This is a genomic window from Ferrovibrio sp. GW821-FHT12D07 (assembly GCF_058807275.1).
Genome location: NZ_JBXAQN010000001.1, coordinates 430,220 through 454,203 on the forward strand (window position 1 = coordinate 430,220; position 23,984 = coordinate 454,203).

Annotated in this window: 27 protein-coding genes; 20 read left to right on the forward strand and 7 right to left on the reverse strand. The window is 64.3% G+C overall.

What is annotated here, in order from left to right:
* Positions 1–3 precede the first annotated feature (3 nt).
* The 6 genes from AC1RRE_RS02190 (at position 4) to AC1RRE_RS02215 (ending at position 5,055) form a co-directional block, all read left to right on the forward strand.
* The gene (locus AC1RRE_RS02190) at positions 4–849 is read left to right on the forward strand and encodes a shikimate dehydrogenase (RefSeq protein ID WP_492979415.1); all 846 of its coding nucleotides are present in this window, start codon (positions 4–6) and stop codon (positions 847–849) included.
* Between the two features lie 59 nt (positions 850–908).
* Positions 909–1,142: a type II toxin-antitoxin system Phd/YefM family antitoxin gene (locus AC1RRE_RS02195; RefSeq protein WP_492979416.1), complete on the forward strand. Its 234-nt coding sequence runs from the start codon at positions 909–911 to the stop codon at positions 1,140–1,142.
* Positions 1,139–1,519 (forward strand): type II toxin-antitoxin system VapC family toxin, encoded by a 381-nt coding sequence (locus tag AC1RRE_RS02200; RefSeq protein ID WP_492979417.1) that lies wholly within the window; start codon positions 1,139–1,141, stop codon positions 1,517–1,519. The genes AC1RRE_RS02195 and AC1RRE_RS02200 overlap by 4 nt, the downstream gene beginning before the upstream one ends.
* A 13-nt stretch (positions 1,520–1,532) precedes the next feature.
* Positions 1,533–2,135 (forward strand): dephospho-CoA kinase, encoded by a 603-nt coding sequence (coaE, locus tag AC1RRE_RS02205; RefSeq protein WP_492979418.1) that lies wholly within the window; start codon positions 1,533–1,535, stop codon positions 2,133–2,135.
* A gap of 14 nt (positions 2,136–2,149) precedes the next feature.
* Positions 2,150–2,842 (forward strand): DNA polymerase III subunit epsilon, encoded by a 693-nt coding sequence (gene dnaQ, locus AC1RRE_RS02210; RefSeq protein WP_492979419.1) that lies wholly within the window; start codon positions 2,150–2,152, stop codon positions 2,840–2,842.
* Between the two features lie 101 nt (positions 2,843–2,943).
* Positions 2,944–5,055: a hybrid sensor histidine kinase/response regulator gene (locus AC1RRE_RS02215; protein ID WP_492979420.1), complete on the forward strand. Its 2,112-nt coding sequence runs from the start codon at positions 2,944–2,946 to the stop codon at positions 5,053–5,055.
* Between the two features lie 20 nt (positions 5,056–5,075).
* Here AC1RRE_RS02215 and AC1RRE_RS02220 read toward each other — a convergent pair whose 3' ends face one another.
* Together AC1RRE_RS02220 and secB are read right to left on the reverse strand one after the other, a co-directional pair.
* A complete protein-coding gene (locus AC1RRE_RS02220; protein ID WP_492979421.1) occupies positions 5,076–5,615 on the reverse strand; it encodes a PAS domain-containing protein in 540 nt (179 codons plus the stop codon).
* Positions 5,616–5,743: 128 nt separating this feature from the next.
* Positions 5,744–6,226, reverse strand: coding sequence for a protein-export chaperone SecB (secB, locus tag AC1RRE_RS02225; protein WP_492979422.1), 483 nt, complete (start codon positions 6,224–6,226; stop codon positions 5,744–5,746).
* Between the two features lie 260 nt (positions 6,227–6,486).
* On the opposite strand from secB, the gene AC1RRE_RS02230 reads away from it, so the two are divergent.
* Together AC1RRE_RS02230 and mltA are read left to right on the forward strand one after the other, a co-directional pair.
* A complete protein-coding gene (locus AC1RRE_RS02230) occupies positions 6,487–7,176 on the forward strand; it encodes a Tim44/TimA family putative adaptor protein (protein WP_492979423.1) in 690 nt (229 codons plus the stop codon).
* A gap of 4 nt (positions 7,177–7,180) precedes the next feature.
* On the forward strand, positions 7,181–8,386 hold the full coding sequence (gene mltA / locus AC1RRE_RS02235; RefSeq protein ID WP_492979424.1) for a murein transglycosylase A: 1,206 nt from the start codon (positions 7,181–7,183) through the stop codon (positions 8,384–8,386).
* 6 nt (positions 8,387–8,392) lie between these two features.
* Here mltA and AC1RRE_RS02240 read toward each other — a convergent pair whose 3' ends face one another.
* A complete protein-coding gene (locus AC1RRE_RS02240) occupies positions 8,393–8,854 on the reverse strand; it encodes a PAS domain-containing protein (protein ID WP_492979425.1) in 462 nt (153 codons plus the stop codon).
* Positions 8,855–9,115: 261 nt separating this feature from the next.
* On the opposite strand from AC1RRE_RS02240, the gene AC1RRE_RS02245 reads away from it, so the two are divergent.
* Positions 9,116–9,664, forward strand: coding sequence for a GNAT family N-acetyltransferase (locus AC1RRE_RS02245; protein ID WP_492979426.1), 549 nt, complete (start codon positions 9,116–9,118; stop codon positions 9,662–9,664).
* 9 nt (positions 9,665–9,673) lie between these two features.
* Here AC1RRE_RS02245 and AC1RRE_RS02250 read toward each other — a convergent pair whose 3' ends face one another.
* On the reverse strand, positions 9,674–10,465 hold the full coding sequence (locus AC1RRE_RS02250) for an SDR family NAD(P)-dependent oxidoreductase (protein WP_492979427.1): 792 nt from the start codon (positions 10,463–10,465) through the stop codon (positions 9,674–9,676).
* Positions 10,462–11,148 carry a GntR family transcriptional regulator gene (locus AC1RRE_RS02255; protein ID WP_492979428.1) on the reverse strand — a complete coding sequence of 229 codons (687 nt, stop codon included), beginning with the start codon at positions 11,146–11,148 and terminating at the stop codon, positions 10,462–10,464. Before AC1RRE_RS02255 ends, AC1RRE_RS02250 begins: the two co-directional genes overlap by 4 nt.
* A 206-nt stretch (positions 11,149–11,354) precedes the next feature.
* On the opposite strand from AC1RRE_RS02255, the gene AC1RRE_RS02260 reads away from it, so the two are divergent.
* The 8 genes from AC1RRE_RS02260 to AC1RRE_RS02295 are packed head-to-tail and all read left to right on the forward strand — an operon-like array spanning position 11,355 to position 18,456.
* Entirely contained in the window at positions 11,355–12,350 is a 996-nt protein-coding gene (locus AC1RRE_RS02260; protein ID WP_492979429.1) for a C4-dicarboxylate TRAP transporter substrate-binding protein, read from the forward strand.
* 30 nt (positions 12,351–12,380) lie between these two features.
* Positions 12,381–12,878 (forward strand): TRAP transporter small permease, encoded by a 498-nt coding sequence (locus AC1RRE_RS02265; RefSeq protein WP_492979430.1) that lies wholly within the window; start codon positions 12,381–12,383, stop codon positions 12,876–12,878.
* A 6-nt stretch (positions 12,879–12,884) separates the two neighbouring features.
* Positions 12,885–14,171, forward strand: a complete 1,287-nt coding sequence (locus AC1RRE_RS02270; RefSeq protein ID WP_492979431.1) for a TRAP transporter large permease — start codon at positions 12,885–12,887, stop codon at positions 14,169–14,171.
* A gap of 50 nt (positions 14,172–14,221) precedes the next feature.
* Positions 14,222–14,908, forward strand: coding sequence for a FadR/GntR family transcriptional regulator (locus AC1RRE_RS02275; RefSeq protein ID WP_492979433.1), 687 nt, complete (start codon positions 14,222–14,224; stop codon positions 14,906–14,908).
* A 34-nt stretch (positions 14,909–14,942) separates the two neighbouring features.
* On the forward strand, positions 14,943–15,716 hold the full coding sequence (locus AC1RRE_RS02280; protein ID WP_492979434.1) for a (Fe-S)-binding protein: 774 nt from the start codon (positions 14,943–14,945) through the stop codon (positions 15,714–15,716).
* A gap of 13 nt (positions 15,717–15,729) precedes the next feature.
* Positions 15,730–17,181 (forward strand): LutB/LldF family L-lactate oxidation iron-sulfur protein, encoded by a 1,452-nt coding sequence (locus AC1RRE_RS02285; protein WP_492979435.1) that lies wholly within the window; start codon positions 15,730–15,732, stop codon positions 17,179–17,181.
* Positions 17,178–17,864, forward strand: coding sequence for a LutC/YkgG family protein (locus tag AC1RRE_RS02290; RefSeq protein ID WP_492979436.1), 687 nt, complete (start codon positions 17,178–17,180; stop codon positions 17,862–17,864). The genes AC1RRE_RS02285 and AC1RRE_RS02290 overlap by 4 nt, the downstream gene beginning before the upstream one ends.
* A gap of 25 nt (positions 17,865–17,889) precedes the next feature.
* The gene (locus AC1RRE_RS02295; protein WP_492979437.1) at positions 17,890–18,456 is read left to right on the forward strand and encodes a Smr/MutS family protein; all 567 of its coding nucleotides are present in this window, start codon (positions 17,890–17,892) and stop codon (positions 18,454–18,456) included.
* Here AC1RRE_RS02295 and AC1RRE_RS02300 read toward each other — a convergent pair.
* Entirely contained in the window at positions 18,435–19,076 is a 642-nt protein-coding gene (locus tag AC1RRE_RS02300) for a CmcI family methyltransferase (RefSeq protein ID WP_492979438.1), read from the reverse strand. The genes AC1RRE_RS02295 and AC1RRE_RS02300 overlap by 22 nt on opposite strands.
* Before the next feature lie 195 nt (positions 19,077–19,271).
* Between AC1RRE_RS02300 and AC1RRE_RS02305 the strand changes: the two genes are divergently transcribed.
* Positions 19,272–20,360: a M14 family metallopeptidase gene (locus tag AC1RRE_RS02305; protein WP_492979439.1), complete on the forward strand. Its 1,089-nt coding sequence runs from the start codon at positions 19,272–19,274 to the stop codon at positions 20,358–20,360.
* Here AC1RRE_RS02305 and AC1RRE_RS02310 read toward each other — a convergent pair.
* Positions 20,357–21,181, reverse strand: a complete 825-nt coding sequence (locus tag AC1RRE_RS02310; RefSeq protein WP_492979440.1) for a substrate-binding periplasmic protein — start codon at positions 21,179–21,181, stop codon at positions 20,357–20,359. The two genes, AC1RRE_RS02305 and AC1RRE_RS02310, sit on opposite strands and share 4 nt — an antisense overlap.
* Positions 21,182–21,253: 72 nt before the next feature.
* Between AC1RRE_RS02310 and AC1RRE_RS02315 the strand changes: the two genes are divergently transcribed.
* Complete coding sequence (locus AC1RRE_RS02315) at positions 21,254–21,604, forward strand: helix-turn-helix domain-containing protein (protein ID WP_492979441.1); 351 nt, start codon at positions 21,254–21,256, stop codon at positions 21,602–21,604.
* Between the two features lie 144 nt (positions 21,605–21,748).
* A complete protein-coding gene (locus tag AC1RRE_RS02320; protein WP_492979442.1) occupies positions 21,749–23,983 on the forward strand; it encodes a VTT domain-containing protein in 2,235 nt (744 codons plus the stop codon).
* The last annotated feature ends 1 nt before the right edge of the window (position 23,984 follow it).

Genomic DNA, 23,984 nt, shown 5'->3' on the forward strand with positions numbered 1-23,984 from the left:
CGCATGAGCGAGACCGATGAGATTATTCCGCGCGCCGGTGTGATCGGCTGGCCGGTGGATCATTCGCGCTCGCCGAAGCTGCATGGCTTCTGGCTGCGCGCATACGGCATCAGCGGCCGCTACGATCGCCTGCCGGTGCCGCCGGAAGAACTCGGCGCGTTTCTCGAGGCGCTGCCCAAGGAACCGGGCTTTCGCGGCATCAACGTCACCCTGCCGCACAAGATCGCCGTGCTGCCGTATCTGGCGCAGGTCGACAGCACCGCCAGACGCATTGGCGCCGTGAACACCATCGTGGTGCAGCCTGACGGCAGCCTGCATGGCAGCAACACCGATGCTTTCGGCTTTCTGGAAAGCCTCAAGGCCGACGCGCCCGCAGGCTGGCGTCCCGAAACCGCTCCGGCCGTGCTGCTGGGGGCCGGCGGCGCGGCGCGGGCCATCCTGGTGGCGCTGCTGGATGCCGGCGCGCCGGCCGTGCGGATTCTGAACCGCAGCCGTGAACGGGCCGAGGCGCTGGCCGCCGAATTCGGGCCGAAAGTCGTCGTGACAGACTGGGATGATCGCGCCGCTGCCCTGGCCGGGGCCGGCCTGCTGGTCAACACGACCAGCCTGGGGATGAGCGGCCAGCCGGCGCTGGAGATCGCGCTGGACGACCTGCCGAAAGATGCGCTGGTCAACGACATCGTCTACAGCCCGCTGGAAACCGACCTGCTGGCCCGCGCCCGGGCCCGCGGAAATCCGGTGGTCGACGGGCTGGGGATGCTGCTGCATCAGGCCCGGCCGGGCTTTGAGGCCTGGTTCGGCGCGGCGCCGGCGGTGAGCCCCGGCCTGCGCGAGGCTGTCCTCGCCTGATCGGTTAGCTAGCTTAGCTAAGCTAGACAATATAGCTTAGCTAAGCTAAGTTTAAGTCTATGACGATTCAGGTTAATATTCACGAAGCCAAAACCAGCCTGTCCAAGCTGATCGAGGCGGTGAAGAACGGCGAGGACGTGGTGATCGCCCGCGCCGGCAAGCCCGAGGTGCGTCTGGTGCTGGCCGAGGCCGCCGTGCCGAAGCCGAAACGGCAGTTCGGCCAGCTCCAGGGCCAGATCACCTACGCCGCCGATTTTGAAACCGCGCCCCTGTTTCCCGACGGTGAACCGTGAGGCTGCTGCTCGACACTGCGATCTTCGTCTGGGCGCTGGACGACCTGCAGAAGCTGACGCCGGCGGCGCAGACCATGCTGCAGGACGGCGACAACGAGCTGTTCGTCAGCATGGTCAGCCTGTGGGAGATCGCCGCCCGGGTCGCGGCCGGCCATTTGACGGCTCCCGATCTGGACTGGGAAAGCTACCTGCCGCGCATGGGCGCCAGCCTGCTGCCGATCGAGCCGGCCCATGCGCGCGAAATCGCCCAGTTGCCCGCACCGCACAGCGACCCCTTCGACCGCATGCTGGTGGCGCAGGCCCGCGTCGAGAACCTGATCCTGGTCACCCGCGACAAGCATTTCGCCGACTACGACATCACGGTGATGCCCGCATGATGCCGGTGCCTTCATGATGATTGTCGCGCTCACCGGCTCCATCGGCATGGGCAAGTCCACCGTGGGCAAGATGTTTGCCGAACAAGGCGTGCCGCTGTTCGACGCCGATGCCGCCGTGCATGCGCTCTATGATCGCGGCGGCGCGGCGGTGGAAGCGATCCGCGCGGTCTTCCCCGACGCTGTGGCGAACGACACCGTCGACCGCGCCGTGCTGTCGCGGCTGGTGCTGAACGACGCCGCGAAAATCAAACAGCTAGAAGCCATCGTGCATCCGCTGGTGGGCCAGCTGCGCCAGCAGTTCCTGGATGAGGCGCAGGCGCGCGGCGAACCCTTCGTGCTGCTCGACATCCCGCTGCTGTTCGAGGGCCAGGGCCACAAACATGTCGATGCCATCGTGGTGGTCAGCGCGCCGGCGACCATGCAGCGCGAACGCGTGCTGACCCGGCCGGGCATGAGCGAGGAAAAATTCGCCGCCATCCTCGGCCGCCAGGTGCCGGATGCCGAAAAGCGCCGGCTCGCCCATCACATCATCGATACCGGCACCAGCTTGACCGATACCGAGGCGCAGGTGCGCGACCTCGTCGTGCTGCTGCGCAATCGCGCGCTGCAGCCCTGAAACGGAATGAATCCATGACCCGTGAAATCGTGCTCGATACTGAAACCACCGGCTTCAAGGCCACCGAGGGCGACCGCATCGTTGAAATCGGCTGCATCGAGCTAATCAACCACATTCCGACCGGCAATCACTTTCATGCCTATCTCAATCCGGAACGCGCGATGCCCGAGGATGCCTTCAAGGTGCACGGGCTGTCGGACGAATTCCTGAAGGACAAGCCGCTGTTTGCCGCGGTGGCGCGCGAGTTCTGCGACTTCATCGGCGAGGATCCGCTGGTGATCCACAATGCCTCTTTCGATATCGGCTTCCTGAATGCGGAACTGGCGCGCCTGCCCGACATGCCGCATATCGCCATGGAACGCGCCATCGACACGGTGCGGCTGGCGCGGGCGAAATTCCCCGGCGCCCAGGTCAACCTGGATGCGCTCTGCCGCCGCTTCAACATCGACCTCTCGGCCCGCACCAAGCACGGCGCGCTGCTCGATTCCGAACTGCTGGCGGAAGTCTATCTCGAACTGATCGGCGGCCGGCAGCAGGGCCTGGGACTGGCCGGCATCGAAACCGGCGGCCAGGCGATGACGACAACGCCGGTGCCGCGCGGACCCGCCCGTCCGGTCCGGCCCCATGCGCCCAGCGAGGCAGAACTCGCAGCCCATGCCGCCTTTGTGGGCAAGCTGAAGGATCCTTTGTGGCTGAAAGACGCATAGGACTTAATTTCCGATAACCTTATTGGAAACGCATTCAGTTTTCGCGGTTCCGGGCCATTAGGCTGCATCCGGTCGAAATCGCGAGAACCCCCCGGGCTCCCATGCGTCGCATGCTCACCTTCAGCGCCATCCTGTTCGGCGCCATTATCCTGCTGCTGGCGGGACTGAACTTCTATGTGCATGTGACGCTGCGCAATGCTGCCATCCACGACGAAATCGAGGATATGGAGCACCAGGCCGAGCTGCGGGCCCAGGAAATCGAAAACTCGATGCAGAGCATCCGCTTTGCGCTGGAGAAGGCGCAGCTGCTCTGGCAGATCGATGGCCACAACACGCTGCGTATGCATGAGCATCTGAAGGGGCTGGAACAGCAGCTCGCCTATGTGCGCGCCATTTCCATCATCGATGCCAATGGAACGCCGCTGCACAGTTCGCGCAGCTTCCCTGTATCCTCCGTCAATGTCGCGGACCGCGAGGCCGTTGCCTACTACCTGAACGGCGGCGCGGAAAAATTCCATATCAGCGCGCCGGGCAAGAATTCCCTCGATGGCGACTGGCAACTGCCGTTCAGCATTGCGCTGTATGACACGCTGGGCCGCTTCGCCGGCGTCATTGTTGCCATCATAGATCCGCATGCCTATTCCAAGGCCTTCCAGAGCGCAGTTGAGGCCGGCGATTACGTCACGCTGCTGGATTCAGATTTCAGGCTGATCGCCCGTTCGCCCTGGCTGGAAGAGGAAATGGGCAAGTCGCTGATCCGCAGCGAAGCCTATCAGGCGATGGCGGCCAGCAATGGCCCGGCCATCAGCGGCGTCTTCAAGAATCCCTTCTCCGGCGTTGCGCGCATTTCCGCCGTGCGACGGCTGCTCGACAACCGCCTGGTGATTTCCAGCTCACGCTGGCAGGATGTCGCCATTGCCAGCTGGCGGTCGCAGGCCATCATCGTTGGCCTGATCTCGGTGATCATCCTGCTGCTCGGGGCGGCGGCGATCATCGTACTGGCGCGCATGCTGGCTGAACGCGAACGCCGCGCCGAGGATATGGCCCGCGTGAACCACGAGCTGCAGGAGCAGACCGGCCGCGCCGAACGGCTGGCGACGGTGAAAAGCGAATTCCTCGCCACCATGAGCCATGAAATCCGCACGCCCATGAATGGCGTGCTGGGCATGGCGCAGGCGCTGGAAAGCCTGCCGCTGGAATCCACGGCCCGCGAATATGTTTCGATCATTCGCGAATCCGCCGAAGGCCTGCTGGGCATCATCAACGACATCCTGGATTTCTCGCGCCTCGAGGCCGGTCGCCTGAAGGTTTCACCCGGCACCGTGCGGCTGTTTGCGCTGATGGAGTCGATGACGGCGCTGTTCTCGCCGGCCTGCGCGCAGAAGAAGCTGAGTTTCCGCACCGAGATCGATCCGGCGGTCGCCCCCAGCATCGAAACCGATGCGATGCGCCTGCGCCAGATTCTGGTCAACCTGATCGGCAATGCTGTCAAGTTCACGACCCAGGGCAGCGTCGTGCTGCGGGCCAAGCCCGCCACGCTGCCCGATGGCCGGCCAGGCATCCGCTTCGAGGTTCAGGATACCGGCGCCGGCATCTCGGCGGCGGCGTTGGACCGCATCTTCGAACGCTTCGCCCAGGAAGACGCCTCCACTGCACGGCAGTATGGCGGCACCGGTCTTGGTTTGGCGATCTGCCGCCGGCTGTCGGCCCTGCTGGGCGGCGATATCGGCTGCGAAAGCAAAAAGGGTGCAGGCTCGCTCTTCTGGGTGCTGCTGCCGGTCGAGATGCTGGAGGAAGAGGACGTGCAGATCGGCAGTCCGATGCTGACGCTGAATACCGACAACCGGCCGCCGCGCGTGCTCTGCGTCGACGACAATCACGTCAACCGCCGCATCATTGAAACCCTGCTCAAGCCGTTCTGCGAGACGCTGGTAATGGCCAGCAGCGGCGCGGAAGCCATTGCGTTGGCACGCAGCCAGTCCTTCGATGCAGTCCTGCTGGATATCCATATGCCGGGCATGGATGGCGTCGAGGCCCAGCATCGTCTGCGGGCGCTGCCGGGCAAGCGTGGGCTCTTTATCGTGGCGCTGACCGCCGATGTGGTGCCGGAGGCCATCGCGCGCTACGAGATGGCCGGCTTCAATGCCGTGGTGGCCAAGCCGGTCGAGCTCGACAAGCTGCTGAAGACTCTTGGCCTGCAGCCGCCGGCCTGATGGTTCTGGCCTGAATTTTTTTAATATCCGTCCAGGTCGCTGAAGCTCAGCACCATGTCGACTCTGTTGCCGTCGCTCGACAGCGGCATCAGCACCGTGCTACTGGCCCGCACGGGAAACTGGCGCAGGGAACCGCCGTCGGGCCGCGCGCCGATGATCGGATTGTGGACATAGACGGTCGTCTTCTTCTCGACGACGATGCGGTAATTCAGCATCACATTATCGGCGGGCAGGCCCAGATGGGCGCCCATGTAATTGCCCTGCACCGGCAGGCCGGTGGGGTCGCGGCCGCGCAGCGCCACCTGGGCCGTGCCGACCAGCCGGTAGCGCAGCCATGGTTCTTCGGTCAGCACTTCGGTGAGAACGATGGCCGGCAGCAGTTCGGCCGGAATGTCGAGCGGATCGATATCCTGCCGCCCCGGCATCGGCCGGCCCCGGCGACAGCTGTCCCAGTAGTCCCAGATGCGGCGGATCGTCGGCGAGCACTGATCGAGGAAATCCGTGCCGAACAGACGCGGATGTTTTGAATCGCGGATGACATCGTCAATCGACGCGGTCATCGGCCGTCACGCTCAAAGATGCCCGAATAGCATTTCATCGTATTCAGCTTGCCGTTGCGATACGGCAACGGCAAGGACGAAGTTCAGACATTTGCGTGAGGCTCACCCTCGCGGGTGAGGCATGCTTTTTAGGCAGTACCCTGCGGAGCCTGGGCCTGGGCTTCCTTGCCGCGCTGGTACTGCTGCATGAAGTCGATCGGGTCCAGCATCAGCGGCGGCATGCCGCCATCGCGGGTGGTGTCGGCCACGATACGGCGCGCGAAGGGGAAGATCAGGCGCGGCGCTTCGACCAGCAGCAGCGGCTCCATATGCTCGGCCGGGATATTCACCAGGGCGAACAGGCCGGCGTAATGCAGGTCGACGACGAAGGCGACTTCCTCGCCATGCTTGGCCTCGCAGAGGATGCGCAGCGTCACTTCGAACAGCGTATCGTTGACGCGCTCTGCCTGGGTGCCGACATTCACCGAAATCTGCGGCGCGGCCTGCATGCTGAAGGTGCGCGGTGCCATCGGATGCTCGAACGAGAGATCCTTGGTGTACTGCGCGCTCAGCGAAAACCGGGGCGCGTTGTCGGGATTGAAACCGGGCGGCGGATTGGCAGTGTCGGTCATGACCGGTCGTCTCTTTCGTCTCTGCGGATAGGATGTCGCGGGGCCGGCTGTCCCTAGCATGGTTTGCCTTGGCCGAACAAGGCGGCAACCCCCTGCCGGGGCGTGCCGACGGCCGAGCGGGGGCTCTTGCAATGCCACGATTTGTCCTTATTTCCCAACCATAAGCGAGACCGTCGGGCAGCCCGCATGCTGGACCGATGGCGGGGACAGGGGTAGATTCGCCCACGATAAAGACGGGCGGGGAAAAACAGGCAACGATAATGGGCGACGGCTTCCAGTTTCTCGACATCCTTCTGCTCGGCGCGATTGCCGGCTTCATCGCGTTGCGCCTGCGCGCCGTGCTGGGCCAGCGCACCGGCCATGAACAGAAGCGCCGCCCGCCCCAGACCGGCGAGAGCGAGGCCGAGAACAGGGCCGAGGGCGCGGACGACAAGGTGATCACCCTGCCGCGCCGCGATGCCCCGGCACCGGTCGCCGATCCCGAAGCCGACCGCAAGCTTGCCGCCATCCGCTCCGTCGATCCCGCTTTCGATGCAGCCGACTTCCTCAATGGCGCCAAGGGCGCCTATGAGATGGTGGTGACGGCCTTTGCTGCCGGCGACAAGGATGCACTGCGGCCGCTGCTGTCGCGCGAGGTGTTCAACGATTTCGCCTCCGCCATCGACGACCGCGCCAGCCGTGGCGAAACCATGCAGACAACCTTTGTCGGCCTGCGCGGCACCGAGATCGTCGATACCCAGGTCAACAACCGCATCGCCGAAGTGACGGTGAAGTTCCAGTCCGAATTGATCAGCGTCACCAAGGATGCCCAGGGCCATACCATCGGCGGCCATGGCAATGCCGTGGACGAGGTCACCGATATCTGGACCTTCGCCCGCGACATGCGCTCGCGCGATCCGAACTGGACGCTGATCGCGACTTCCGCGCCGTCTGAAACCGCAGCCCAGTAAAGCCGTGCTGCGGTCTTTCGCGCTTCTGGCCGTCGCTGCCCTTGCCGCCTGCGGACCGAAGGCGCCGCCTGAAGCGCAGAAGCCGCCGGCGCTGACTTTCCAGGCGGCCCGCTTTACCGATCTCCCCGGCTACAGCGCCGACCGCATATCCGAGGCCCTGCCCGCACTCACCCGCAGCTGCGCCCGCATGGTGCCGCGCGGCACGCGCGCGCTCGACAATTACGACCGCTACGGCACCGGCACCGACTGGCAGCCCTTCTGCTCGGCGCTCGGCGCTCTGCCGCAGGGCGATGATCCGGGCCTGCGCCGCCTGATCGAGGCCCAGCTGCAGCCGGTGGCGGTAATCGGCGACGGCAAGGCCGAAGGGCTGTTCACCGGCTATTACGAACCGCTGGTGCGCGGCAGCAGGCAGAAGCAGGGCGTCTATACCGTACCGTTGTATCGCCAGCCGCCCGATCTGGTGCAGGTGGATCTGGGCGAATTCCGCGACAGCCTGAAAGGCCAGCGCATCGCCGGCCGCGTGCGCGACGGCCGCCTGCGGCCTTATGAGGATCGCGGCGCTATCGATGCCGGTGCGCTGGCCAACAAGAATCTGGAAATGGTCTGGCTGGACGATGCAGCCGATGCTTTCTTCCTGCAGGTGCAGGGCTCGGGCCTGGTGCAGCTCGATACCGGTGCCAGGACGCGCGTCGGCTTCGCCGCGCAAAACGGCCACCCTTACGTGGCCATCGGCCGCGTGATGATCGATCGCGGCACGCTGCCGCGCGAGGATGTTTCGATGCAGGCGATCCGCGGCTGGCTGCGCGCCAATCCCGATGCCGCGCCGGAACTGCTGCGGCAGAATCCCTCTTATGTGTTCTTCCGCGAACTGCCGCCGCCGAAGGACGATCTCGATGGCCCGCCGGGTGCGCAGGGCGTGGCGCTGGTGCCGGGCCGCAGCCTGGCCGTCGACCGCAGCCATTATGCACTGGGCCTGCCGTTGTGGCTCGATGCGAAACAGCCCGCGGAAGCCGGCAATGGCGATACGCCGCTGCAGCGCCTGATGGTGGCGCAGGATACCGGGGGTGCGATCCGTGGTGCGGTGCGCGGCGATGTGTTCTGGGGCGCCGGTGCGCAGGCCGAAAGCGTGGCCGGCCGCATGAAGCATCCCGGCCGCTTCTGGTTGCTGCTGCCCAAAACCGTGGCGGCCAAATTGGCCGCTACATCCTAGTTCGGATTATCCGGTGAAATCGCCGGCGCCGAAGATGGTGTCGATATGCACGCCATCGGAGGCCAGCGGCGCATGCAGGCCTTCGTAATGTATCCATTCGCGGTTCAGCAGCCAGGTCACCTGGCCGCGATTCAGCACCGGTTCGCGCCGGCGCACCACGGCGCTGTACAGGCGGTTGAACTCGACAGCCGCCTCGGGCCGGAAAGCATCGTCGATTGTGCGGCCGATCAGGCCGGAGCCGTAGACGGCCACATGCTCCTCGCCCAGCAGGCGGATGCGGAAGGTCTGGTCCGGCAGCACGTCGATCAGGTAGACGAACGGCAGGAGCTCGCGCAGATCGAGGGGATCGATATCGGTCCGGCCCGGCAGACCGCCATCGGGATGACATTTCGAACGCCAGTAAGCCAGCAGTCTTTGCAGGACCGGCGATTTTGGAATCTGCGCACCGGCAGCACCGGTTCCGCGCAATTTGAACCCGGACCCTGGGTCTGAATAGTTCGACTCATCAGTCATGGCGTTAAGCCGTGGTATTATCTGATCAGGACGAAAGAGCAGCATGGTATCTCGCGGGCAGCGTTTCCATGCCCAAAACCTATCACGGCCCTCCGCCACCCCCGGCATTGAGAAGTGGTTATCTCCGGGCGGGACCAACCCTCAGGTTGCGGTGGGGTGCTTGGCGGCTCGCTGTCCGCATGCAACACTTCATAAACGAAGCCTAGCCATGCCGACATGACAGAAACGCTGATCATCCGCCTTTCCGAAGACCGCGACCTTGCCGCCATCGCCGGCATTTACGCGCATCACGTAAAGCATGGTTTCGGCAGCTTTGAGGAAGTGCCGCCCGATGTGGCCGAGATGGCGCGCCGGCGCAGCGACATCCTGACCAAGGATTTTCCCTATCTGGTGGCGGAGCTGGGCGGTCGCGTGCTCGGCTATGCCTATGCCAGCAACTACCGGCCGCGCATCGCCTACCGGTTTTCTGTCGAGGACTCGATCTATGTTTCACCAGATGCGCCGCGCAAGGGCGTCGGCCGCGCGCTGCTGGAAAACCTGATCGCGCGTTGCGCCGCACTGGGCTACCGCCAGATGGTGGCGGTGATCGGCGATACGCAGAATCTCGGCTCGATCGGGCTTCACGCCGCGCTGGGATTCCGCGTCGTCGGCACGCTGCCCTCGGTCGGCTTCAAGCACGGGCGCTGGGTCGACAGCGTGTTCATGCAGCGGCCGCTCGGCCCCGGTGACAGCATCCTGCCGAATGCCCCGATAAAGCCTGACTGAAAATCAGCCTTACATGCCGCTGGCGAGGAACGCGCCGTCGACCGGGATGGTCACGCCGGTGACGTAGGAGGCGGCCGGCGAGGCGAGATAGACGGCGGCGCCGGCCAGCTCATGGGTCTGGCCGAACCGGTGCATCGGCGTGCGCGCCATGGCTAGCGCCTTGCGGTCGTCCTTCATGGTGTCCTTGTTCAGGTCGGTCATGAAGAAGCCCGGCGCGATGGCGTTCACGCGCACCCCGCGCGCCGCCCATTCCGCCGCCAGCGTCTCGGTCAGAGCGACCACGCCATGCTTGCTGATGCAGTAGATGGCGTTGCGCGGGAAGCCGCGGAAGGAAGCCAGCGAGGCGATGCTGATGATGCTGCCCTTGCCGCGCGCCAGCATGGCGCGCCCGAATTCCAGCGAGGCGAAATACACGCTCTTCACATTGGTGGTGATGATGCAGTCGAAATCCTCGGGCGTGAATTCCTCCGCCGGCTTCAGCGTCATGATACCCTGCGCGTTCACCAGGATATCGACCGGCGCGATCTTTTCGCAGCGTGCGGCGAAGGCCTTCAGCTGGCCCATATGGGCGGCATCCACCGCGTCGACGCCGACAGCGATGCCGGCCTTGCTGAAGTCCACCGCGGCCTGTTCCAGCACGTCGCGGCGCCGGCCGGCCAGGGTCAGCCGCGCGCCTGCTTTGCCCAGGCCTTCCGCGATCGCCTTGCCGATGCCGCTGCCGCCACCGATCACCACGGCATGGCGACCGCTGAGGTCGAAGGACATCGCTTCGGGCTGCGCAATCGGGCTTACGGAATTCACGAGGCTTTCTCCCGGGTCTCGTTCAGGAAGTCCCGACGCTCCAGCACGTCGAGATAGGATTGCTTGGTCTGGTTGATATGGCCGCGCATCAGCGCCTGCAACGCCGGCACGTCACGTGCCTTGACCAGTTTCAGCATCTCGCGATGGTCCTTGATCGACAGCTTGTTCAGCGAGGCTTCATGCGAGAGCCGCGAGCGCAGCGCCTGAATGCGGAAGCCGATCAGGCTGTAGGCCGAGCTGATATAGGGGTTGCCGCAGAGGTCGATGATGGTCTCGTGGTATTCGCCGTCCAGCGTGCGGTAGGCGATGTTGTCATTGGCGTCATAGGCGGCGCGCATGCCGTCGAGGATGCGGGTCATGCGGGCAACCAGCGCATCATGATGGCGCTCAATGGCGGCGCCGATGGCCGCCACTTCCAGCACTTCGCGCAGTTCCGAGATCGCCGTCACCTGGTCCGGCGCCAGGCGGAATACGTAAGTGCCGCGCTGCGGCTGCACTTCCACCAGGCCTTCCAGCTTCAGTTGCAGCAGGGCTTCGCGCACCGGCGTCTTTGAAATCCCCAGCTCGGCGGCCAGCGTGTTTTCCGACAGGCCGGCGCCCAGGCTGAGCCGGCCGTCGATGATGCGGGTGCGCATCTCCTCGACCACCAGTTCCTTGAGCGATTTCGGCCTGATCAGTTTCATGACGCCTGCCTGGCGGTGCCGGCTTGTGTGGGCGGCCGTATAAACGGCGCATAACATTCCGGCTTGTGCCTAGTGTGTAGTGTCTGATATACCAGTTGGGAGGGCGTCGCACAAGAGCGCCCACGAAGACGTGTTCGAGGAAACGCAAACCGCTGGCGGTTGCTCCTGTCCGGGAGCCGGTGCCGCCGTCCGTCCGGGAGAGGCCCATGACCATCGCAAGCAAGATTCTCAAATCCGGCCTGGCGCTCTGCGCCGGCATCGCCGTGTTCGCCGCGCTGCCGGCGGCGGCGCAGCAGAAATTCACGCTGAAGTTCAACCATGTGCTGGGCCCGAAAGAGCCCTTCCATGACGGCTTCACTGCCTGGGCCAAGGCGGTCGATGCCCGCACGAATGGCGGCCTGAAAATCGAGGTCTTCCATTCCGCCCAGCTCGGCAAGGAAGAGGACATCATCGAGCAGATCCGCCAGGGCGCCAATCTGGGCCAGAACACCGACTCTGCGCGCATGGGCAACTATGTGCCCGGCATCGCGGTGATGAACGGGCCTTACTTCGTCGAGACGCTGGAAGACGTGGCCAAACTGCGCAAGGCGCCGACCGTGATCAAGTGGCAGGACGAACTGGCCAGCAAGCACGGCCTCAAGGTTGTGTCTTTCAGCTGGGTGCAGGGCTATCGCCACTTCTTCACCAATAAGCCGGTGAAGACCCCGGAAGACCTGAAGGGCCTGCGCATCCGCACTCCACCCGCGCCGATCTGGCAGGAATCCATCCGCGCGCTCGGCGCCACGCCGGTGGCGATGGCCTTTGGCGAGATGTATCCGGGCCTGCAGCAGCGCGCCATCGACGGCGTCGAGCTGGTCTACAACAACATCCCGGGCGGCCGCTTCTACGAGGTGCTGAAATTCGCCAACGAGACCAAGCATATCATGCTGATCAACTTCGAGGTCGTCAGTGCCAAGTGGTTCGACGGCCTGCCGAAGGAGTATCAGACGGCGCTGATCGAGGAGGCCGACAAGGCGGGCGAAGCGACGTCTAAGGAAATCTTCCGTCTCGAGGGCGAAGTCGAGCAGCAGCTGAAAGGCCGCGGCATGACCATCGTCAAGGACGTCGATCTCGCCGCCTTCCGCAAGGCCGGCGACAAGGCTTACGAGACGCTGAAAATCCTCGATGCCAAGAATGCCGTGCACAAGGAAATCGGCAAGTAATACGGTTGGTTTTGTTTGGCCGGAGTTGTCATGCTGAAAGCGGTGTATGACCGGGTCTGCGCGGCGGAGGCTTTTGTCGCCGCCGCGCTTCTGGTCCTGATGGTGATCCTGATTTTTCTCGGCGGCGTGATGCGCATGATCGGTCATCCGATCAACTGGTCAGGCGATGCTGCCACCTGCTTCTTCGCTTGGGCCTGCTTCCTCTGTGCTGATATCGCCTGGCGCAAAAACAGCCTGATGTCGATCGAGGTGATGACCAGCAAGCTGTCGCCGGGGCTGCAGGCCGCCCTGCGCTGGATCAACTACCTGCTGATCACCGGCTTTCTGGTCTATCTGGTCATCATGGGCTGCTATCTCTCCTGGATCAGCCGCATCCGCAGTTTCCAGGGTATCCCGGAGATCAGCTATTCCTGGGTCACCATGAGCCTGCCCGTCGGCGGCCTGCTGCTGCTGATCTCGACCATCCTCAAGATGCGCGACGAACTGCACGGCAAGATCGCCCATAGCAACGCCGCCGACATCCTGTAGTCCGCCATGCTGCTTGTCCTCATTGCCTTCGCCGTCCTGATGCTGATCGGCATGCCGGTCGCCTTTGCCATCGGCATTTCCGGTATGCTGTTCTTCCTACAGCACCCGGAACTGCCGATCACCATCCCGATCCAGATCACGGTGACCGAGACGCAGAATTTCGCGCTGCTGGCCGTGCCGCTGTTCATCTTGGCCGGCAACTTCCTCAACAATTCGGGCATCACCCATAACTTGCTGAAGCTCGCCTCCGTGCTGACCGGCCGCATGTATGGCGGCTTGGCGCAGACCTCGATCGCGCTTTCCACGCTGATGAGCGGCGTCACCGGTTCCTGCATCGCCGATGCGGCGATGAATGCCCGCGTGCTGGGCGTGCAGATGCTGAAGCGCGGCTTCTCGAAAGGATATGCCGCCGGCGTGCTGTCCTATGGCTCGCTGATGGCGCCGATCATTCCGCCCGGCATCGGTTTCATCCTCTACGGCACCGTGGGACAGGTCTCCATCGGGCGGCTATTCGCCGCCGGTATCCTGCCGGGCTTCATGCTCTGGGCCTCGCTGGCGATTGCCATCTCGATCACGGCACGGAAACGCGGCTACGGCCCCGAGCGTGAAACAGCACCGACCGCGAAGGAGATAGCGCTCGCCTCCTGGGGCGGCATCTGGGCGCTGCTCTTCCCGGTGATCCTGCTGCTCGGCCTGCGCATGGGCGTGTTCACGCCATCCGAGATCGGCGCCTTTGCGGTGATCTATGCCATCGTCATCGGCATGTTCGCCTATCGCATGCTGACCTTCGCCAATTTCCGCGAGGCGCTGGAAGGTAGCCTCGTCGATGTCGGCGCGGTGATGTTCCTGCTCGCCCTCTCGGCCATCTTCGGTTACGGCATCGTCTTCGAGCGCGTGCCCGAGGTTATCGCGGACTGGATGATCGGCTTCACCGACAATGCCCATCTGGCGATGGTGCTGATCGTGCTGTTCGTGCTGGTGGCCGGCACCTTCATGGAAGGCTCGGTGCTGATCATCATGCTGACGCCGCTGTTCATGCCGCTGATCCGGCAATATGGCATCGACCCGGTGCATTTCGGCCTGGTCTTCATCATCGCCGCCACCATCGGCAACTTCACGCCGCCGGTCGGCGGCGCGATGTTCGTGGTCTGCCAGGTACTGCGCTGCCGGATCGGCGATTACACGAGGGAATCCATGCCCTTCCTGATCGCGGTCTCGGCCGTGACCCTGTTGCTGGTCTTCGTGCCCGAGGTAGTGCTGGTGATCCCGGACTGGATTTTCGGGCCAAGCTGAGTTTCTAGATTGATATAATTGAACAATCTGTCTAACTTGTCAGGCAGCTCATGACCGCCCTGCCTGAGATACGGCTGCCGGCCTCCCGTGTGGAGGCAGTGGCTGACGCCCTGCTCCAGCCGATCCTCACCGGCGCCTGGGCGCCGCGTGACCGCCTGCCATCCGAGCATGCCCTGGCCGAGATTCATAATGTCAGCCGCGCCGTGGTACGCGAGGCCATCGCCCGGCTGAAATCCGATGGCTATGTCGAGACCCGCCAGGGCAAGGGTGCCTTCGTCGCAGCCGCGCCCGGCAGCACGGCCTTCCGCCTCGATGTCGAAAGCGATGACGATCATCTGCTCGAGCTGCGCGCGTTGATCGAGGCCGATTGTGCGGCGCTGGCTGCCGAACGCCATACGCCGGCCGACATGCAGGCGCTGCGCGCGGCGCAGGGCGCCATGCGCGATGCGGTGGCTGCCGGCGGGCTCGGGCTGGCCGAGGACATCTGCTTCCATGACGTGCTGGCGGCCGCGGCACATAACCCGGCGCTGCGGCGCTTTGCCGCTTTCATCGGCCGGCATGCGCGCGAGGCCATGCAGTTCGCCCGCCTCAGCCGCCTGAAGGACGAGAACCGCCTGGCCGAGATCGAGGCCGAGCACAGTGCGATTATAGCTGCCGTCGAAAGCCGCGATGCAGCGGCGGCGCGCAGCATACTGCTCAAGCATATCGAAAGCGGCCTGCGCCGCCACGGATTGTAACTGCCCCGTCATTGCGTACCGGAGACCAGCCCCCATGTCCTCCACCGTTGATACCAAACCTCGCGTCGCGCTGTTCGTGACCTGCCTGGTCGACCTGTTCCGGCCCAGCGTCGGTTTCGCCACCATCAAGCTGCTGGAAGATGCCGGCTGCATCGTCGATGTGCCGGAAGCCCAGGTCTGCTGCGGCCAGCCGGCCTATAATTCCGGTGACCGCAAGGACACGGTGGCGATCGCGCGCCAGGTGATCGAGACATTTGAGGATTACGATTACGTGGTCGCCCCCAGCGGCTCCTGCGGCGGCATGATCAAGGATCACTATCCGGCGCTGTTCGCCGCCGAGCCTGACTGGAAGCGGCGCGCCGACGACCTGTCGGCCCGCATGTTCGAACTGACCAGCTTCCTGGTTGATGTGCTGAAGACCGATCCGGTGTCATCCAGCTTGACGGCGAAGGTTACCTATCACGATTCATGTTCAGGCTTGCGCGAACTCGGCGTGAAAGCGCAGCCGCGCAGTCTGCTCGGCAGCGTCGATGGCATCGAACTGGTGGAAATGCAGACGCCGGAAACCTGCTGCGGCTTCGGCGGCACCTTCTGCGTCAAATACGGCGAGGTCTCGACCGATATCGTCGAACGCAAGACTGCGGATATCGCAGGGACCGGGGCTGATATGCTGCTGGCCGGCGACATGGGCTGCCTGCTCAACATGGCCGGCAAGCTGAAGCGCGAGGGCAGCCACGTACAGGTGCGCCATGTGGCCGAGGTGCTGGCCGGCATGACCGATACGCCCGCCATCGGCGAAGCCAAGTAGGGAGCGCGCCGCCATGAGCATGGAAATCACTTCCCAGGCCTTCGAGGCCAATGCAGCGAAAGCGCTGCGCGATCCCAACCTGCGCAAGGCCATGGGCATCATCAGCGGCCCGATGGCCAGCCGCCGCGTGGAAACCGCGCGCGAACTGCCGGAATTCGATGCCTTGCGCGATGAAGGCGTGAAGATTCGCAACCACGTGCTGCGGCATATCGACCTTTATCTGGAGCGCTTCGAACAGCAGCTGACCGCGCGTGGCGGCAAGCTGCACTGGTGCCGCACGCCGCGCGAGGCGCGCGAGACCATCCTGGCGCTCTGTCGTTCGCGCGATGTCAAACTGGTCACCAAGGGCAAGTCGATGGTGACCGAGGAAATCGGACTGAACGACTTCCTGGTCGAACATGGCATCACGCCGGTGGAAACCGATCTGGGCGAATACATCATCCAGCTGGCGCATGAACCGCCCAGCCACATTATCGGCCCGGCGCTGCACAAGACGCGCGAGCAGATCGCCGAGCTGTTCGAGGATCACCATCCCGATTACGAGCTGAACGGCCGCAAGGCTGGCACGCGCTCGACCGAGCCGCAGGTGCTGGTCACCGAAGCGCGCAGCGTGCTGCGCGACACCTACTTCCGGGCTGATGTCGGCATCACCGGCGCCAATTTCTTGATCGCCGAGACCGGCGCCACCGTGATCGTCACCAATGAGGGCAACGGCGACCTGACTCAGTCGCTGCCGAAAATGCATATCGCGGTCAGCAGCATCGAGAAGGTGATCCCGACGCTGGAAGACCTCTCCACCATTCTGCGTATTCTGGCGCGCTCTGCGACGGGTCAGGAGATGAGCTGCTACACCACGCTGTCCTGCGGCCCGAAGCGGCCTGAGGATATCGATGGCCCGGAAGAATTCCATGTCGTGCTGGTCGACAACGGTCGCAGCGAAATGCTGGGCACCGAGCTGGAGCCACTGATGCGCTGCATCCGCTGCGGCGCCTGCATGAACAACTGCCCGGTCTATCACTCGGTCGGCGGCCATGCTTATGGCTGGGTCTATCCCGGTCCCATCGGTGCGGCGCTCGATCCGCATATGATCGGCCTGGAGACGGCGCGGCATCTGCCCAATGCCTCCACCTTCTGCGGCAAATGCGAGGAAGTCTGCCCGATGCGCATTCCGCTGCCCGACATCATGCGCTACTGGCGCGAACAGGCGCATGAAAAGCAGATCACCCCGCCGCTGCAGCGCTGGGGCACCGAACTCTGGGCCTTTGCCGCGCGCACGCCCTGGCTCTATCGCCTCGGCACGCGCATCGCGATTGCGGCCCTGAACATGCTGGGCAGGAACAAAGGCCGCTTCGCATCGATGCCGCTGGCTGCGGGCTGGACCGATGGCCGCGACCTGCCGGCGCCGCAATCGGCCGAGACCTTCATGAGCCAGTACAAGAAGCAGAAGGGGAGCCGCGCATCATGAGCAACTCCCGCGACCGTATCTTTTCCACGCTGCGCGCCGGCCTGAAGGACACGGTGAACGATCCCGGCCGCCGTGCCGCCGTGCTGGAGCGCATCAAGAGCCATCCGCGCAACCTGATGCCGAAACGCGCGCAGATTCCGCATGCCGAGCAGGTGGCGCTGTTCACCGCCAAGGTGCAGGCGCTGACCGTCACGGTCGATAGCGTGGCTTCGGAAAAAGACGTACCGGGCAAGATCGCCGACTACTTGGCCCAGCATAACCTGCCGACGACGCTGCGCGTTTCGCCCGATCCGCTGCTGCAGAACCTGCCTTGGTCCGAGCGGCCGATGCTGCAGGTCGATTACGGCGGTGGCCGCAGCCAGGACCTGGTCAGCGTCACGCCGGCCTTCGCCGCCATCGCCGAAACCGGCACGCTGATGCTGCACTCGTCCGCCACCACGCCGACAACGCTGCATTTCGTGCCGGACCATCATGTGGTGGTGCTGAAGGAAAGCCAGATCACCGGCACCCTTGAAGACGTGTTCGAGCGCCTGCGCGATAAACTGGGCAATATCGACAACTGGCCGCGCACGGTGAATTTCGTCACCGGGCCGTCACGCACCGCCGATATCGAAGGCGTGCCGGTGCTAGGCGCCCATGGACCGCGGCGGCTTCATATCGTACTCATCGCGGATGGTTCGTAAGACACCCGTAAAGCCGGCACCCCTGGTGCCTGATCACGAGGCCTGGCAGCAGGTGACGCAATCGGCGCGCCCGCTGAAAAAAGCCAATGTCGTGCCCGAGCCGCTGGCGCCGATGCCGAAAATCTATCGGCCCGAGGGCGTCGGCGCGGCGGCCTATGCCAAGGCCGAAACCAAACAAAAAACACCCTTGCCGCACGGCAAGCATTCCGAGAAACCGGCCCTGCAGATGGACAAGCGGCTGAAGCAGCGATTCCAGCGCGGCGAGCTGCCCATCGAAGGGCGGCTTGATCTGCATGGCCTGACGCTCGCCAATGCCGAACGCGCCATGAGCAAACTAATCCGTGACAGCATCGCGCAGGGCAAGCGCTGCCTGCTGGTGATCACCGGCAAGGGCCTGACCCGTGACAATGAAACCGGAATGCATAAGGGGCGCGGCGTGCTGCGCAGCTGGCTGCCCGATTACCTGAAGCGCGGGCCCTGGCGTGACCAGATTCTGGGCGTCACGCCGGCACGGCAGGAAATGGGCGGCGCCGGCGCCTTCTATGTGCTGCTGCGCCGTCAGCGCGAGGATCAGCCGCCGCGTACGCGGTAATAGCCCTTCGGCGCCAGCGTCGCGCCGAACTTCTGTTCGCGCTGCAGGTCGGCTTCCAGGATACCAGGATACTTGATCAGGAAGGCCTCGATGGCCTCCATCGGTCCAGGGCCGTGTTCGGGGCGGACCGGATGACCGTTGACCACCGTATCTTCGACGATGACGGAATCACCAGGCAGGAACAGGCTGCGGAAGACTTCCAGTTCGGCGCTGACATGCGGCGCGGTGTGATCGGAATCGAAAATGAAGAAGGTCTCGCCCGGCTTGCGGTCTGCCGGCAGCAGGCTGGCGACGGCCTGCACGGCTTCGGGCACCGCCGAATTGCCGATCAGGAAACGGATGCGCGGATGCGCGCCGACGTTGTTGGAGACCTTGTCGATGTCGCAGCTGATGACCAGGCCATCGCGCGCCTCGACATGATCGGCGAAGAACAGCGCCGAACCGCCATGCCGCGTCCCGGTTTCCACCACGAAGCGGATTTTGCGTTCGTGAATGATCTCCTGGTAGTTCCACATGTCGCTGGGCAGCTTGAGGGTGCGCACCCCCTTGTAATGCATGCCCTTCCAGACATTGGTTTCGTGAAACCACTTCAGATAGGCGATTGCAATCGGGTCCTTCACGGTCATCTCCCTGCCACAGTGGCGTTTGATGCCTGTTCTACGCCGGCCTGGGTAACCAAATCCTTTCCATGCGGGACCAATGGGACCAGTGGCATAACCGTCGGGTTAAATCACAGGCCTCACGCTTGTCATCGACAGGGGCGCGGCAGAGAATTGCCGCGCCCTTCATTTCCATCCGCACAAAAAGACCAGACCATGAGCATCCATCAGCATTTCTCGCCCGACTATGCCACCGCCCGCCAGAAATTCCTGGCCGCCGCGAAAGCCGCCAGGGCCGAGATCGAAAGCTTTGCCCATCCGCTGAAGGGCATTGCCGGCGAAGACCTGTTCACCGACATCGCCTGGATCGGTCCGCGCAACGCGAAAGCCGTGCTGGTCACCGTCTCGGGCACGCATGGCATCGAGGGCTATTACGGCTCGGGCTGCCAGGTCGGCTGGCTGAGTGAAGGCCGTGCGGCGGCGCTGCCGGCCGATACGGCGATGCTGACCATCCATGGCAGCAATCCCTACGGCTTCTCCTGGGGCCGCCGGGTCAATGAAGACAACATGGACATCAACCGCAACTTCATCGATTTCGAGAAGACCAAGCCGCCGGCCAACCCGGCCTATGCCGAGGTGCATGCCTGGCTGGTGCCGGCGCAGTGGAGCGATGCGGTTGCCGTGGATGTCCAGAAGAAGGTCGCCGATTACTATGCCCGCGTCGGCGCCAAGGCGGCGACGGCGGCCATTGTCGGCGGCCAGCACAGCCATGCCGACGGCATCTTCTATGGCGGCCAGCAGGCCTGCTGGTCGCACAAGACCATCAAGGCCATCGTCGCGAAATACCTGAATCAGGCCAAGCGCATCTGCGTGCTCGACTATCACACCGGGCTTGGTCCGTTCGGCTATTCGGAAATGATCTGCCGGCATCCGGTGGAGTCGGAATCGCTGAAGCTGGCGCGGCTGTGGTTCGGCGATGCCGTCACCTCGCCGGCGATGGGCCAGTCGGACTCTCCGGTGATCGAGGGCAACCTGCGCATGGGCATCGCGCGCTTTGCCAGCCAGGCGGTCGTGGTGGCCAGCGCCATCGAGGTCGGTACGCTCAGTTCGGAAGAGGTGCGGCTGTCGGTGGTGGCCGACAACTGGCTGCATCTGCGCGGCGATGTCTTCTCGGCCCAGGGCAAGCAGATCAAGGCGCAGATTCGCGCCGCCTTCTATCCCGACAATGATGAATGGCGCGGCCTGTGCTATCCGCGCGCCGTTGAAATCCAGAAGCAGGCACTGGCCGGCCTCGCTGCCGCTTAACCGGATTTGCCGGGCAGGCGCGTGCGTCCGGGTGGATATCCCGGCAACCCGCCGCTGCGCGCCTGCAGCGGCCCGTCCCAGCGGTTGACGATGGCATCGTAGGTGCCGTTGCGCTTCAGCGCGGCGAGGCCGCGATTGAAGGCGGCGCATTGGTCCGGCTGCCGGAAGGCCACCGCATAGGGCGCCGGCGCGAAGAGATCGTGTTCGGCGACCGGTGCGGTGGTGTCGAGGCCGGCCTCGCTGCTGCGCATGAGGTAGCGGAAAATGCGGCGCTCCATGATCACCACATCGGTGCGGCCGGAGAACAGCGCCCGCACCTGCAGCATCTGGTTTGCCACTTCGCGGTATTTCGCATTGCCCTGCTGCACCGCCGTCATCTCGGAGCCCAGAAGAACCTGCGCATTCTGGAAGGCGACGACATCATAATAGGCAAGATCAGACACCTGCACGATGGCAAGGCCGCGCTGCGCCAGCGAGAAGGCGATGTTGCGATAGATCAGCACCGGCTCGCTCAGGCATCCGGTCAGGCCCATGGCGGCATTGGCCGGTACGATCGCATCGAACGTGCCGCGGCGGAAATCCTCGGGCAGCCGACCGAACGGCACCAGTTCCGCCTTCAGCGCCAGGCCGCCGGCCTTCGCCGCCGCCATCACCAGGTCGTATTCCAGCCCGGTGAGGCTGCCATCGGGATTCTGCAGCACATAGGGTGCGGTCGGGCGGAAGCCGGTGACGATGATGGTCTGGGCCTGCAGCGGCATGGCGAACAGACCCGCCGCCAGCAGGATCAGGGCGTGAAGGATGAATGTCTGGCGCGACAGCACGGGGGAATATTAGGATGCCCGCCATGTTCCGGCAATGCGAGCCCATCGACCGCACCCCATGAAGGCCTGTCCATGACCCCTTTCGGTGCCCGCATCCGCGCCCTGCGGCAGGCGCGCGGCATTCCGCAAAAGCAGATGGCGGCTGATATCGGCGTTTCCTCTGCCTATCTCTCGGCGCTGGAGCATGGCCATCGCGGCCGTCCCTCCTGGCTGCTGTTGCAACGCATCTGCGGCTATCTCAACATCATCTGGGACGATGCCGAGGATCTGGCCGAACTGGCCAAGCTGTCACATCCGCGCATCACCATCGATACCGCCGGCCTCACACCCAAGGCGACGCTGCTGGCCAACGAACTCGGCCGCCGCATCGGCAGTCTGGACGAAGCGCGTCTGGAGCAGATGCTCAAGCTGCTGCGCGGCTGACGCGCATCCGCAGGGCCGGCCTGTGAGATTGGTGCGACAAAGCGCGAAATCTCGCCACAAAGTCGTCTGAGTCGGGTCGCACACCTCCGGGCACCAAATCTCTCCTGCAGCGTTCATTTTGACGTTGCTCGTCAGGAGATTGCAGTGCAGGCCGCCCGGATCTTACGTGAACATCTCGAAGTGATCGCCGGCCAGGCTGCGGGTCATGCGGACAGCCGCGCGCCGGCGTATGCAGGTGATCTGCTGGAACCGGGCCGCAATGTCTGGCGCGCGGCGCGTGCCGAACGCGCCTGCATGCTGGTCGATGCGGCGGACTATTTCGGCGTTCTGCGTCGCACCCTGCGGGAGGCGCGGCATTCCGTCATCATCACCGGCTGGGATATCGACAGCCGCACGGCTCTGGTCGGACCGGATGGCGAGACCGGCGACGACCTGCCGGTGACGTTTGGCGCCTTCCTCACCGAACTGGTGCGGCGTCGCCCCCAGCTGCATATCAAGCTGCTGCTCTGGGACTATTACTCGGCGGTCTATTCGCTGGAACGCGAACTGATGCCGGCCCTGGCGCTGCAATGGAACACGCCGCGCCAGATCGAACTCTGTCTGGACGACGTGCTGCCGATCGGCGCCTCGCATCATCAGAAGATCGTGGTGGTGGATGATGCTGTCGCGTTTTCCGGCGGCCTCGACATCACCATCCGCCGCTGGGATACGACCGAGCACCAGCTCGACAATCCGCTGCGGGTCGATCCGGCCGGCAAGGCGTATACGCCGTTCCATGACGTGCAGATGATGGTCGATGGTCCGGCCGCCATGGCGCTGGCCCATCTGGTACGCAATCGCTGGTATCGCGTCACGCATGAACTGCTGGTGCCCGCGCCGGCCGGCAGCGATCCATGGCCGGAAGACGTGCAGCCGGAATTCCGCGATGTCACGGTCGGCATCGCGCGCACCGAACCGCATTACGGCCCCGAGCCGGAAGTGCGCGAGGTGGAGGCGCTGTTTCACGACATGATCGCGTCGGCCGAGCGCCATCTCTATATCGAGAACCAGTTCCTTACCTGCACGGCGCTGGCCGGCAAGCTGGTGGAACGCCTGCAGGCGCAGCCGGACCTGGAAGTCGTGATCGTTGCGCCGAAGACCCATCACACCTGGCTTGAGCAGCAGGGCATGCTGGCCGGCCGCATCCGCTTCATGCGGCTGGTCGAACAGGCCGGCCTGAAAGATCGCACACGCTTCGTCTATCCCTGCCTGCACATCGACGGCAACAGGGACGATCGGCGCGCCGAAATCATGGTGCATTCCAAGGTGATGATTGTCGATGACCGGTACCTGCGCATTGGCTCGGCCAATCTGTGCAACCGCTCGATCGCCGTCGATACCGAATGTGATCTGGTAATCGTCGCGGCCAAGCCGGCCGACCGCACGGCGATTGCTGCGGCCCGCGACCGCCTGATCGCCGAGCATTGCGGCGCATCGGCCGAGGATGTCGCCGCCATGATGCGGAAGACCGGCTCGCTGTTCGCCACGCTGGATGCGCTTAATGACATCGATTCCGAACACCGGCTCTGCCCGATTGTGGATGGCGCGCTGAAAGGCTTCGATCTCACCGCGCAGATTGAAGCCGTGGCCGATCCGATCCGGCCGCTCAGTGCCGATTTCTACCTGCCCGATCCCAGCAACGAGCCGCCGAGCCAGCGCCGCTTCTCGGCCATGCTGCTGATCGGCTGCACCATCCTCGCCGTCGTGGCGCTGGTGCTGGCCTGGCGCTACACGCCGCTGTCGGAATGGGCCTCGCCGTCAAAGCTGGCCGCCGCCTTCCGCTCGATTGCCGCCAGCCCGATGTCCTTCCCCATCGTGGTCGGCATCTATGTGCTGGCCGGTTTCATCGCCTTCCCGGTCACGCTGCTGATTGCTGCCACCGCCATCACCTTCGGCACCTGGGAAGGCCTGAGCGTGGCGCTGACCGGCTCGATGAGCAGCGCCATGGCCACCTATGCGGCAGGCCGCTGGCTTGGCGCCGACATCCTGCGGCGCGTCATGGGACCCCGTATCAACCGCGTCGCGCGCAAGGTGAAGAGCAACGGCATCCTGGCCGTCACCACCATGCGCGTCATGCCCACCGCGCCATTCATGCTGGTCAATCTGGTGGCCGGTGCGACCAGGATTCGCATCACCGACTACGCCATCGGCACGCTGCTCGGTCTCGCGCCTGGCATCGTCATCATGTCGGTGCTGGGCGGCCGGCTGCTCGACATGATGACGCATCCCTCGTTGCTCGATGTGGTTCTGATCGCCGCCTTCCTGCTGGCCTGGGCGGGCCTGTCCTACGGACTGCAGCTCGTCGTGGCCCGCCTGAGGGACCGCTTCGGGGAGACCTGAT